Annotated in this window: 12 protein-coding genes; 7 read left to right on the top strand and 5 right to left on the bottom strand. The window is 68.8% G+C overall.

All coding sequences use genetic code 11. The annotated features are described in order from the left end of the window. Entirely contained in the window at positions 1-1,809 is a 1,809-nt protein-coding gene (locus CA236_RS13790) for a PAS domain-containing sensor histidine kinase (protein WP_125946018.1), read from the bottom strand. Positions 1,810-1,950: 141 nt separating this feature from the next. Between CA236_RS13790 and CA236_RS13785 the strand changes: the two genes are divergently transcribed. Continuing rightward, entirely contained in the window at positions 1,951-2,610 is a 660-nt protein-coding gene (locus tag CA236_RS13785; RefSeq protein WP_125946017.1) for a response regulator, read from the top strand. Between the two features lie 26 nt (positions 2,611-2,636). Here the strand turns inward: CA236_RS13785 and CA236_RS13780 are convergent, their stop codons facing one another. After that, complete coding sequence (locus CA236_RS13780) at positions 2,637-3,266, bottom strand: PilZ domain-containing protein (protein ID WP_164518944.1); 630 nt, start codon at positions 3,264-3,266, stop codon at positions 2,637-2,639. Positions 3,267-3,456: 190 nt separating this feature from the next. Between CA236_RS13780 and CA236_RS13775 the strand changes: the two genes are divergently transcribed. Beyond that, entirely contained in the window at positions 3,457-3,873 is a 417-nt protein-coding gene (locus CA236_RS13775) for a BLUF domain-containing protein (RefSeq protein WP_052742430.1), read from the top strand. 86 nt (positions 3,874-3,959) lie between these two features. Here CA236_RS13775 and bdcA read toward each other — a convergent pair whose 3' ends face one another. Beyond that, the gene (bdcA, locus tag CA236_RS13770) at positions 3,960-4,673 is read right to left on the bottom strand and encodes an SDR family oxidoreductase (protein WP_125946015.1); all 714 of its coding nucleotides are present in this window, start codon (positions 4,671-4,673) and stop codon (positions 3,960-3,962) included. An 886-nt stretch (positions 4,674-5,559) separates the two neighbouring features. Between bdcA and CA236_RS13760 the strand changes: the two genes are divergently transcribed. Next, on the top strand, positions 5,560-7,449 hold the full coding sequence (locus CA236_RS13760; RefSeq protein ID WP_125946014.1) for a sodium:proton antiporter: 1,890 nt from the start codon (positions 5,560-5,562) through the stop codon (positions 7,447-7,449). Further along, on the top strand, positions 7,446-8,072 hold the full coding sequence (locus CA236_RS13755; protein WP_125946013.1) for an OmpA family protein: 627 nt from the start codon (positions 7,446-7,448) through the stop codon (positions 8,070-8,072). Before CA236_RS13760 ends, CA236_RS13755 begins: the two co-directional genes overlap by 4 nt. Before the next feature lie 21 nt (positions 8,073-8,093). Here the strand turns inward: CA236_RS13755 and CA236_RS13750 are convergent, their stop codons facing one another. Next, a complete protein-coding gene (locus tag CA236_RS13750; RefSeq protein WP_125946012.1) occupies positions 8,094-8,570 on the bottom strand; it encodes an Lrp/AsnC family transcriptional regulator in 477 nt (158 codons plus the stop codon). 175 nt (positions 8,571-8,745) lie between these two features. Here CA236_RS13750 and CA236_RS13745 point away from each other — a divergent pair, with 175 nt between their 5' ends. Continuing rightward, positions 8,746-10,170 (top strand): amino acid permease, encoded by a 1,425-nt coding sequence (locus CA236_RS13745; RefSeq protein WP_241212664.1) that lies wholly within the window; start codon positions 8,746-8,748, stop codon positions 10,168-10,170. After that, a complete protein-coding gene (locus CA236_RS13740) occupies positions 10,163-10,813 on the top strand; it encodes a trimeric intracellular cation channel family protein (RefSeq protein WP_125946011.1) in 651 nt (216 codons plus the stop codon). The genes CA236_RS13745 and CA236_RS13740 overlap by 8 nt, the downstream gene beginning before the upstream one ends. A 4-nt stretch (positions 10,814-10,817) precedes the next feature. Here CA236_RS13740 and CA236_RS13735 read toward each other — a convergent pair whose 3' ends face one another. Then, positions 10,818-11,408 (bottom strand): nucleoside 2-deoxyribosyltransferase domain-containing protein, encoded by a 591-nt coding sequence (locus CA236_RS13735; protein WP_125946010.1) that lies wholly within the window; start codon positions 11,406-11,408, stop codon positions 10,818-10,820. A gap of 162 nt (positions 11,409-11,570) precedes the next feature. On the opposite strand from CA236_RS13735, the gene CA236_RS13730 reads away from it, so the two are divergent. After that, positions 11,571-12,185, top strand: coding sequence for an MFS transporter (locus tag CA236_RS13730; RefSeq protein ID WP_125946009.1), 615 nt, complete (start codon positions 11,571-11,573; stop codon positions 12,183-12,185). Positions 12,186-12,302: the final 117 nt, after the last annotated feature.

Below are 12,302 nucleotides of genomic sequence, written 5' to 3'. Positions count from 1 at the left end.
TCAGGGTTCGGCGCGGGAGAGCGGGAGGACGAAGAACATCGTCGTCCCCGCGGGCGAGGTTTCCTCCACACCGATGGTGCCGCGATGCGATTCGATGATCGTGCGGCAGATGGTGAGCCCGACGCCCATTCCGTTCTCCTTGGTCGAGCGGAAGGCCGAGAACAGCCCCGCCGCAACCTCGTCGGAGAGGCCGCCGCCTGTGTCGGACACGCGCACGCGGTGACGATCCCCCTCCACCGTCGACCAGATCCGCAGCCGGCGCGTGGGCGCATGCTCCATCGCCTCGGTCGCGTTGCGGATGAGGTTGACCAGCACCTGCTGGAGCTGGACCGGGTCGGCATCGACCTTGCCGGGGGCGAGATCGACCGCGATCTCGACCTGCGCCAGCGCCGGGTTGGGGATGGCGAGCGACAGCGCGTCATGGACCAGCCGACCGAGCGCGACCGGCTGCACATCGGCGCGGCCGTGCGCCACCATGCGGCGCAGGCGGCGGATCATCTCGCCGACGTTGTTGACCTCATCCGCGGCGAGCGAGAGCGCGGGCAGGACGTCGTCGAGCGCGTCGGCGCCGCGCGCCTCGAGCAGGCGGCGCGCGCCCGAGACGTAATTGGCGATGCCGGTGAGCGGCTGGTTGAGCTCATGCGCGAGCGCGGAGGCCATGGTGCCCATCGCACTGACGCGCGAGACGTGGATCAGCTCGCCCTGCAGCCGGTTCAGCCGCTGCTGCGCCTCCACCCGCTGGCTGATGTCGGTCATCGCGCCGACCATGCGGACCGCCGCGCCGCCATCGTCGCGCACCAGAAAGGCGCGGTGGAGGACGTGCGCATGGCTGCCATCAGCGCGGGCGAAGCGATATTCGTGCTGCCAATGCTCCCCGCCCGAGACGATGAAGGCGTCGATATCGGCGGTGACGCGCGGGCGGTCCTCCGGGTGAATCTGCGCCACCCACCAGCTGACATGATCGGTCGCCGGGGCGCCGTGAAGCTGCTCGATCGCGTGGTTCCAGCTGACCTCGCCCGAGCGCAGGTCATGGTCCCAGATGACGTCGTTGGTGGCGCGGGCGGCGAGGTGGAGGCGTTGTTCCCGCTCGCGCAAATGCGCCTCCGCCTGCCGGCGGTCGGTGATGTCGGCGAAGACCAGGATAGTGCGCCGGCCAGCCGGCATGCTGCCTTCGGACGAGAGGCGCAGCGAGCAGTGGCGGATTTCCCCATCCGGGCGCACGATCCGCACCTCGCACTCGCCCGGCGCCGTCGTTGCCTGCACATGCCGCAGCCACGCCTCCAATGCCTTAAGGTCGGTCGGCATTATCCAGTCGGCCATCGGCCGCGACAGAAGATCGCAAGCGGAGCAGGCGACGAGGCTGCAGAGCTGGTGGTTCGCACCGATCGGTCGCCCGGCCGCATCAAGCTGCATCACCCCGAGGAACGTCTGGTCGAACAGCGCATCCAGCATCGGCGCGAACGGCCGCACCTCGCCCGGCGCGACGCGGGCGCCGTTGAGGTTGCGGAAGAAGACCGCGAGGTTCCCGCCGGCCGGGACGGCATGAACATCATACCAGCGCTCAAGCGAGGGATAATAAGCCTGGAAGGTCTGGCTCATCTGCCGCTCGAGCGCGAGGCGATAGCGTTCCTCAAAGACCGAGCCGCGCGCCGCGGGAAATGTCGACCACAGGTGGCACCCCTCCAAATCGGGGCTGCGCAACTCACGCCGGGCCAGGTCATTGCAGAATTTCACCGTCCAGTCTGAACCGACGACCAGAACGCACTCACTGGTACGTTCAAGGAATTCCGTCGCCGTCAGGCTCAGCATTTTTCAGATCTCCCCACACCTTGTTATAGCGCACGGCCTTTATGCGCGTTAGTGCGCCGCCTGTCTCTGGTCCGTCTCCCTGCTTCCCGACGTGGAAGTTTTGATCGGGCGCCTTCCCCCCGATCACGGAAAAGTCCTCCCATGGTTGCTGCTGCGCCCGCGCCTTCTTCTTCCCGCGCGGTGTACGTCATTGACGATGATGCCGGCGTTCGTCGATCAACGTCGTTCCTGCTGAGCGCGTCGGGCTATGCGCCGCGACCGTTTGTTTCCGGGACCGATTTCCTCGACGAGGCGCCCGGGCTGGCGCCGGGCTGCGCTCTGCTCGACATTCGCATGCCGCAGCTCGACGGGCTGGCGGTGCTGGAGCGTATCCCGCAGGACCTGCGCGCGCTGTTCCCGATGATCGTCGTGACGGGACATGGTGACATGCCGAGCGCGGTGCGCGCGATGAAGCTGGGCGCGCGCGACTTCATCGAAAAGCCGTTCGCCGACGCGGTGTTGCTGGACATTATCGCCCGCCTGTCGGACGAACTGGATGAGGTGGTCGCACGGCAGAACGCGCGTCGCCAGAACGCGGCACGGGTCGACCAGCTGTCGCCGCGCGAGCGCGAGATGCTGACCGCGCTGATGGCCGGGGAGACGACCAAGAGCGCGGCGCACCTGCTGGGGATCAGCGTGCGCACCGCCGAGATGCACCGCGCCAACCTGTTCGACCAGCTGGGGGTGCGCACCGTCGCCGAGGCGATGCGGATCGGCTTTGCGGCGGGCGTGGCGGATGCCGCCGTGTTGGAGCCTGCCTGAAGCAGGCACCCGGTGCGGACGGGTGATTACAGGTCGCGCATCGAGCCGAGTTCCTCCACGCTCAAGCCTTCGGTGAGGACGACGCCGGCGAGCCCGGTCTGCGACCAGCGCACCACGCCGCGGCGTTCGAGCTCCGGGCTGAGCCGCACCTTGACCGGCAGGCCCGCGGTGAAGCGGCCGTCATGCGCCAGCTTCAGCCCCGATTGCGACACGTCGCGAAGCGTCGCGACCTGAAGGCCAAGCTCGCTTTCCACCACCACCGACTTCTGGTGGTTGATCCGCATCGGGCGCGCGTCGCCGGCGCGGCGTTCCTCGAACAGCCGCTTCAGCACCGCGCTGCTGTCGATCGGCGCGTTGAGCGCGATGCCGCATTGGTCGCCGTGGTGCCAGGCAACCTTGCCGCTCAGCGAGCAGCTGTCGGACAGGTCGACGCGCACCGGATCGCCGACGCACATGTCCATCGTCGTCGAGAGCATCAGCCCGCCGTCCGAGATGTTGCGCACCCGCGCGAGCCCGGTGTCGCCGCGCGTGAACAGCCGGACGACGCGGTACACGGTGCGCAGGCGCTGCCCCCGGCGCCGCTCCGGCGCGGACAGCGATCGTAACGACCGGGCGCCCTGCTCGATCGCGCCGCGGTTCAGATCATGAACGTTCATCTTCAACCCTCCTGCTCGCGAGGCGACCATTGCCGCGCGACCGAGGGCGAGGGGGAGATGACAAATCTACGGTAGCGGCCGGTAACATTTTGGTAACCAAAAGGGCCGCAGCACTCTTGACCGACACGGGTGCGATTGACGATGGAGCCGCCCACCTCTTTGAGATCAACACCCGCGCGCCGTCACCATCATGTTTTCTACCTGGTTATATTCAAGCGTCTGCACGCTCGACCGTGCCGAGGCTGGTGAGGCGATGCGGGCGATCCAAGCGGTCTCGCAATCACGCAACGCGACGCTCGACGTGACGGGTGCGCTGATCTGGACCGGCGAGCGATTCTCGCAGTTCATCGAGGGCCCGGCGGCGAGCGTCGCTGCGCTGCGCCAGAGCATCCTGTCGGACCCGCGCCATCGCAGCGCCCTGACACTCGAGGCGTCGACCGCGGCCAGGCGCGCCTTTGCCGGCTGGTGGGCGGTGTCGTCAGCCGGCACGTCCTTCTTCGAGCGCGAGCTGAAGCGGATATGCGAACAGGCCGGCACCCGCGCCGAGGACAGCGCGCGCGACCTGAAGGCGCTGCTGATGGAGTTCGTCCGCACCACCGACCGCTGAACCGCGGCGGTTGACGGGAGACAGGGCGAGAAAGGCGCGCGCCGGCCGGCACGCGCCCCGCCCCCGCCCCCCCATTTGTCAGGCGGTCAGGCGCCGAAGCCGCCGTCGATCGTGTGCATCGCGCCGGTGACAAACCCGGCCTCCGGGCCGGCGAGCCAGGCGACCATCGCGGCGACCTCGTCCGGACGGCCGTGGCGTTTGATCGCCATGAAGCTGTGCATCACATCCTTCATCGGGCCGTCGGCGGGATTGGCCTCCGTATCGACCGGGCCGGGCTGCACGATGTTGATCGTGATGCCGCGCGGGCCGAAATCACGCGCCAGGCCGCGCGCCATGCCCTGAAGCGCCGACTTGCTGAGCGCATAGGAGGCCATGCCGGGCATGGGCATGCGATCACCGTTGACCGAGCCGATGACGATGATCCGCCCGCCGTCGGGCATCTGCCGCGCCGCCTCAACGGAGGCATGATAAGGCGCGTGGACGTTGACGCGTAGCAGATGGTCGATCGCATCGGGATCCTGCGCCAGCGCGTCGCCGAAGATCGCATAGCCGGCGTTCACCACCAGTACGTCGAGCGGGCCGCTGTCGCGCACCCGGGCGATCACCGCGTCGCGATCCGCGCTGTCGGTCTGCACCGCCGTGGCGCCGGTTTCCGACGCCAGCCGCTCGGCCGCGTCGCGCGATCCGGCATAGGTGAAGGTCACCGCCGCGCCATCGTTCGCGAAGCGCCGCACGATCGCCGCGCCGATCCCGCGACTGCCACCGAGCACGAGAACCTTCTTTCCTGAAAACGCAGCCATGCGGCCTCTCCTTAAGGGATAATGTACGGGTCGGTACATAATGCGGCAACGGCATCCGTCAATGATTGGCGTAGGCGTCGAGGACAGAAGATTCAGAGCCGGGCCGTGGAATCATAAAGCGGACTGGCAGGAAGCGCCCCATTTGCGGACCTGCCATCGGTGTGGGAAAGTGTTGCCGGAGGAATCGCCAATGAAGGCAAAGTGTCAGTGTGGCCAGTTGGTGGTCAAGCTTCCTGGCCCACCCCCGCCGTCGTCGCTTGCCATTGCACTGCTTGTCAGCGCCGCACCGGATCGCCCTTTGGTTTGATGGCCTATTATCCCGCCGACCAACTGACCATTGACGGAAAGGCGCAACGCTATGAGCGGCCTACCGATGAGGGGAACACCTTCGAGACATTTTTCTGCCCGTCGTGCGGCTCGAGCGTTTTTGCGCGGGCGGGCAAGCACCCAACCATGATTGGCGTCGCCGTGGGGGCAATCGCCGATCCCACTTTTCAACCGCCCGTGCGATCGGTGTGGGAGCAGACGATGCACCATTGGATTACGGTGCCCGGCGATGTGCAGCACTTCCCACGAGGTAGAGAATAGGATCCTAGCTTAAGTCTACTGTGAGGAAAGCGGCTTGACCGCTTCCCACCCAATCTTCGTCCTTCAGCCGTTGCACGCGCAGCCCTCTTTTGTAGGTCCATGACTCAGCGGCGCTGGTCGGACGGCTGAGCGACTGAGCGGGTCACTTGTCGCGGGGTTGTCGGGGCGGGGCTGGAGCGGGCATGATCCCGGGGCGGCAAATCGAGGTGCAGGGCGGCATGACGTTGCCCTGCCGGAACAAAGTCATTGCCCCGGCCCTTGGGGAAGGGTCGCGCGATGGCGACGGCAGGGAGACACAATGAATCATCTGGCCATCGTGCTGACGCTTGTCGGGTTGCTCGGCATCGGCGCACAGTGGATTGCATGGCGCACCGGCCTGCCGGCGATCGCGCTGATGCTGATCGCGGGGCTCATCGCCGGGCCCGCGACGGGGCTGATCCACCCGGAGGAAGATTTCGGCGCGCTGCTGGAACCCGCCATATCGCTGGCGGTGGCGGTGATCCTGTTCGAGGGCGGGCTGAGCCTCAATCTGCGCGAATTGCGCCATGCCGAGGGCGCGGTGCACCGGCTGGTGCTGGTCGGCGTGCCGGTCGGCTGGGTGCTGGGGGCGCTGGCCTGTTATTATGTCGCGGGGCTGGTGTGGCCGGTCGCGATCCTGTTCGCCGGCATCCTGGTGGTCACCGGACCCACCGTCGTTCTGCCGCTGCTGCGCCAGTCGAGCGTGGCGGCGCGGCCGCGCGCGATCCTGAAATGGGAAGCGATCGTCAACGACCCGATCGGCGCGCTGTGCGCGGTCGTCACCTATGAGGTGCTGCGCCAGGCCGGCAGCGGCGCGACGATCATCGACAGCCTGGCGAGCCTAGTGCTGGCGGCGATCGTGGCGGGCCTGATGGGCTATGGCGTCGCCCGGCTGCTCGGCTGGGCGCTGCCGCGCGGCTATGTCCCTGAATATCTGAAGGCACCGGTGATCCTGGTCGCGGTGATCGGCACCTTCGTGGCGTCCAACGCGATCCAGCAGGAAACGGGGCTGCTGGCCGTCACGGTGATGGGCATTGCGCTGGCCAATATGAAGCTGGCGTCGCTGCGCGATTTCCTGAGCTTCAAGGAGAATATCACGATCATCCTCGTCTCGGGCGTGTTCGTGCTGCTGTCCGCGTCGCTCGACCTCAGCGTGCTCCGGCAATTCGAGTGGCGGTTCGGGCTGTTCCTGTTCGCGCTGCTGTTCCTCGTGCGCCCCGCGACGGTGCTGATCAGCCTGGCGTTCAGCCGCATCCCGTGGCGCGAGCGGTTGTTCATCGGGTGGATCGCGCCGCGCGGCGTGGTGGCGATCGCGATCACCGGCCTGTTCGCGCTCAGGCTGGACGAGCTGGGCTATGGCGACGGGAGCACGTTGGTGGCGCTGTCGTTCGCGGTGGTGGTGGCGACGATCGTCGCGCACGGCTTCACCATCGGTTTCTTCGCCCGCGCGCTGGGGCTGACCGCACCGAGCGGGCGCGGCGTACTGATCGTCGGGTCGACGCGGTGGAGCCTGTCGCTGGCGCGCGCGCTGCGCGGGCTGGGCGTGGGCGTGACGATCAGCGACAACAGCTGGCAGCGGCTGACCGCCGCGCGCGCCGAGGGCGTGCCGACCTATCACGGCGAGATCCTGGCCGAGGCGACCGAGGAACGGCTCGACCTGCTGCAATTCGGGCTGCTCGCCGCGACGGCGGAGAATGAGGCGTATAATGCGCTGGTGTGCAGCGAGTTCGCGCCCGAGCTGGGCCGCGACAATGTGTACCAGCTGGGCGATGCGGCGGGCGACGATCCGCGCAGCCTGCCCGATGCGTTGCGCGGCCGGGCGATGTTCCGGTCAGGGCTGGGCGTCGAGGACGTCGCGTGGCGCGAGCGGATGGGCTGGACCTTCGCCGCCGCGAACGTCGAGGATGTCGCCGGCTTCACCGCCGCTGCCGCCACGCTGCCCGAGGAAGGAGGCCCGCTGCTGCTGCTGCGCAAGGACGGGTCGCTGCGCATGTTCTCGCACGCCTCCGCGCCGACGCCCTCGGTCGGCGACACGGTGCTGCTCTACGTGCCGCCCGACCGGGTGGAGGACGAATTCTGGCATGCCATCCCGGCGCCCGAAGAGGCGACAGACGGGGCAACGGACAGCGCCGCAGACGGGGCCGGGCGACCGCAGGAGACCATCGCATGAACAAGACCGCCTTTCTGCTGCTGGGGACGGTATCGCTCGCCGCCTGCGACAATCGCGCGCCGGCCCCTGCCCCCTCCCCCACGCCGAGCCCGGCCGAGGCGGCGACGGGCAATGAGCAGCGCGCCGCGCAATCGATCATGCAGCCCAAGGTGATCGCCGAGAGCCAGGCGGTCGCCGAGCCCGAGCCGACGCCGCCGGTGCCGACCGAAGCGACGATCCTGTTCGAGCACGGCGCGGCGATTGACGACGCAGCGCGCGAGGCGCTGGACGCGCTGCTCGCCAACCCGTCGCTGCCGGGCGTGGCGCGCTGGGTGTTGCGCGGGAGCAGCGACAATGACGGCAGCCGGGCGGCGAACCTGCGCGTGTCGCGGCTGCGCGCGGAGGCAGTGCGCGATTACCTGACCGACAAGGGGATCGCCGAGGAGCGGATCACCGTCATCGCGCTGGGCGACGGTCGGCCGGCGGCGCCCAACGTCACGCTCGACGGCAGCGACGATCCCGAGGGGCGGCGGCAGAACCGGCGCGTCGATATCGAGATCATCGTGCCGGAGGCAGCGGCGCCGGGGGACGCAGACACGGCCGCACCGGAGGCCACACCGCCGGCGGCCAAGGCGACGGAATAACCCCCGCCCCGCCCGGCCGCGTCATTCCGGGGCGATCGGATAACCCTGGAACACCTTGGGCTTGTCCATCACGACATGCGTTACGACGCGGGCGAGCCCGACCTCGCGCGTCATCCGTTCCTTCAGTGCATTCCAGTCGGCCATGCCGCGCACCACGACCTTCAGCATGTAATCCGTCTCACCGCTGACGTGCGATGCCTCGACGATCTGCGGCAAATCATTGACGAGGCGTTCGAAATGCTGCCGCTCCTCACGGTGGCGGCCCTCCAGCGTGACCTCGACCAGAAGGACGAGGCCGATGTCGACGCGGAACGGATCGAGCCGGGCGTGATAGCCCTGGATGACCCCGGCCTTTTCCAGGTTGCGGACGCGCGCCAGGCACGCGCTTTCCGACAGGCCGACGCGCTGCGCCAGCGCGGCGTTGCGCAGCCGCCCCTCGGCCTGAAGCGCGCGCAGGATTCGCCGGTCGATCCGGTCGAGCGTACGATCCGTCGTCATGGCGCCATCAAACCGCAGAATCTGCGGCGGGGGTCAAGGTGTTTCGCGCCACCTGCGGCGGCGGCGATGCTAATCCGCGCCGACAGCAACCAGTCCGCCACCCTGCCCGGCCCCGCCCGGCCGCGGGAAGGGGCGGAGCGGTTGGGCCATGCGCTGGTGAAGAAGGATCGGGCGGTTGAGGAATTGGAAGCTTCGCAAGCCGTTCGACCGCGCGTTGGGTGAGGGCAGCGGCGCGCTGGCCCGCACGCTGGGCTGGCCGCACCTGATCGCGATGGGCGTCGGCGCGATCGTCGGCACCGGCATCCTGACGCTGATCGGGGTTGGCGCGGCCAAGGCGGGACCGGCGGTGCTGGTCGCCTTCGTCATCGCGGGCTTCGTATGCGCCTGCGCTGCGCTCGCCTATGCCGAGATGGCGACGCTCGTCCCCGCATCGGGCGGGGCCTATACCTACAGCTATGTCGCGGTGGGGCAGCTTGCCGCGTGGATGATCGGGTGGAGCCTGATCCTCGAATACAGCCTGGTGGTGAGCGCGGTGTCGGTCGGCTGGTCCGGCTATGCCGCGCCGCTGCTGCACGACTGGCTGGGCGTGCCCTGGGCGTTGATGAACGGGCCGCACGCGGGCGGCATCGTCAACCTGCCGGCCGTGGCGATCATCGGCGGGGTCGCGGCGATGCTGATCTATGGCATGCGCAGCAGCGCCAGCGTCAATGCGCTGCTGGTGCTGGTCAAGGTATCCGCGCTGGTCGCCTTCGTCTGGATGGCCGCGCCGCATTTCGACAGCGCCAACCTTTCCCCGTTCAACCCGTTCGGCTTTGGCAAGTCGACCGGCGCGGACGGCGTCGAGCGTGGCATCATGGCGGCGGCGGCGATCATCTTTTCCGCCTTCTACGGCTTTGACGCGATCGCCACCGCGGCGGAGGAAACGCGCAACCCGCGCCGCGACCTGGCGATCGGCATCATCGGGTCGATGCTGGCGTGCGCGGCGATCTATACCCTGGTGGCGGGCGCGGCGCTGGGCGCCGTCGGCTTTCGCGACTTCGCCGACAGTCCCGAGCCGCTGGCGCTGGTGCTGCGCCGGCTGGGCGAGCCGGAGGCGGCGCGGTTCCTGGCGCTGTCGGCGGTAGTGGCATTGCCGACGGTGATCCTTGCGTTCTTCTACGGGCAGAGCCGGATCTTCTTCGTGATGGCGCGCGACGGGCTGCTGCCGCGCGGGCTGGCGCGCGTGTCGTCGAGCGGGGCCCCGGTGCGCACCACCCTGTTCACGGTGCTGATCGTCGGCACCATCGCGGCGTTCTTTCCGCTGAACGAGATCGTCGCGCTGGCCAATGCCGGGACGCTGGTCGCCTTTGCCGCGGTGGCGGTCAGCATGCTCGTCCTGCGCCGCCGCGCGCCGGACGCACCGCGTGGCTATCGCGCGCCTGCCGCGTGGCTGGTCGGGCCGGTGGCGATCGCTGGCTGCGTCTATCTGTTCGTCAGCCTGCCGAGCACGACCCATTGGTGGTTCCTGGTTTGGAACGCGCTGGGCGTCGCGCTCTACTGGGCCTATGCCGGCCGGGCGCGGCCTGACACGGATCACGCGGGCGAGGTGCGCGATGGTTGAGGGCGCCGCCGCCGGCGAGCTGCTGGTGACGCTGGTCCGGGTGCTGGACCTTGGCGGGACGTTCGCCTTCGCGCTGAGCGGCGCGACCGCGGGGGTGCGCCGGCGGCTCGACATCTTCGGGATCCTGGTGCTGGCGTTCGCCGCCTCGACCGCCGGCGGGATCACGCGCGACGTGCTGATCGGCGCGACGCCGCCCGCCTCGCTGGTCGACTGGCGGTACCTGGGCGTATCGAGCCTGGCGGGCATCATCTGTTTCTTCTGGTCGCCGTGGATCGAGCGACTGCACGCGCCGGTCAGGATGCTCGACGCGGTCGGCCTGGCGCTGTTCGCGGTGGCGGGCGCGCAAAAGGCGCTGGCCTATGGATTGAGCCCGGTGATGGCCGCGCTGCTGGGCGTGCTGACCGGGATCGGCGGCGGGATCGCGCGCGACGTGCTGCTGGCCGAGGTGCCGGGCGTGCTGCGGTCGGAGCTTTATGCCGTGGCGGCGCTGGCCGGCGCCGGCGTGGTGGTGGCGGGCAACATGCTAGACCTGCCGATCGTGCCGACCGCGATCGCCGGCGGCGCGCTGTGCTTCGGGTTGCGGATGATGGCGATCCGGCGCGGCTGGCAGCTGCCGGTGGCGAACAGGCCTCCAGTGGCCTGACCGACTAGCGCCGCGCGCGCGCCGGCGCGGCGAGCCGGGCGTCGATCGCCTTGTGCAGTTCCTCCCGCGAGGCGACCTGCTGGATGCCGTAGCGCTCAGCGGTGATATCGACATTGCCCTTGCGCCAGAAACCGGGCGGGCACAGCAGGATGACCTTGCCCGACCGCGCGTGCAGCCCGAGTTCGAGCAGGCTGACCGGGCTTTGCGAGCCGGGCGCGAGGTAGAGGACGATGATGTCCGCGCTCTCCAGCGCCTCCAGCTCCCATTCCACCTGGCGGCGGAATTCGGGCTCGCTCGCCTCCGGGCGCCAAGCGGGGTTCCAGTCGGGGCGGCGCGGGTTGAGGATCACCACGTCGCGGTCGGCGAGGGCGGCGATGAGCTGTTTCTGCCAGTCGGGCGCGTTGCCCATGTCGATGCTGCCGCCCAGGAAGATGCGCGGGCGATCGGGCGTCGTCGCGGGCAGTTCGGGCGCGGTGACCACCGTCGCGCGCCCGCCCGTCGCCGCCTGCTGGGTCGCCGCCTGCGGGGTGGGCGCGGTGCTGGCGGCGTCGGGGGCGGCCGCGACGGCGAGCGCGAGCGCAAGGGGATAGAGCATGGCGCGCCCCCTAGCCGACCCGGCGGCGGACGGCCACCATCGACAGCGCGCGCGATTTCCTGCCGTTTGGTGCGCAATTAAGGAGCTTTACTGACTGCGCCCCCAGCGCAAAGCGCAGATTACCTTGTCGTCGAGAACCATTCGGCGGGCGGGGACGAATCCATGGTGGAGGATGTTGGACACGCAAAGGACGGCGCGGGCCGGGCGCTGTGGACAAGCACGATCGCCTTCACCGTTTGCTTTGCGGTCTGGACCATCTTTTCCATCGTCGGGCTGGGCGTCAAAGAGGAACTGGGGCTTTCCGACACGCAATTCGGCCTGCTGACCGGCACGCCGATCCTGACCGGATCGCTGGTGCGCGTGTTCCTGGGCGTATGGTCGGACCAGATCGGCGGGCGGCGGGTGTTCGCCGCGGTCATGGTGCTGTCGGGCATCGCGACGTTCCTGATGTCCTATGCGCACACCTACCCCCAGCTGCTGATCGCGGCGCTTGGCGTTGGGCTGGCCGGCGGGTCGTTTTCGGTCGGCGTCGCCTATGTCTCCAAATTCTATCCCGCCGAGCGGCAGGGCACCGCGCTCGGCATCTTTGGCGCGGGCAATATCGGCGCGGCGGTGACCAAGTTCCTCGCCCCCTTCGTGATGGTCGCGATGGGCTGGCAGGCGGTGGCGCAGATCTGGGCCGGGGCGATCATCGTGATGGGGGTGATCTTCCTGTTCGCGACGCCCGAGGATCCTGACCAGAAAACGCGCCAGCACGGCGGCCAGAAGAGGGCATAGCGTGGATGGTACGCTAAACAACGCTAAGGGCGAACAATCAGCGAACGCTTAGGCGGCGCGGCTATCCGGCGGCAGATTGAGGGCCTTGCGGCCAGCGGAAGCGGCTGCTCGATCCCA

The sequence above is a fragment of the Sphingomonas sp. ABOLG genome (assembly GCF_003950435.1).
Taxonomy (GTDB): domain Bacteria; phylum Pseudomonadota; class Alphaproteobacteria; order Sphingomonadales; family Sphingomonadaceae; genus Sphingomonas; species Sphingomonas panaciterrae.
This window is presented reverse-complemented; position numbering and strand designations above follow the sequence as displayed.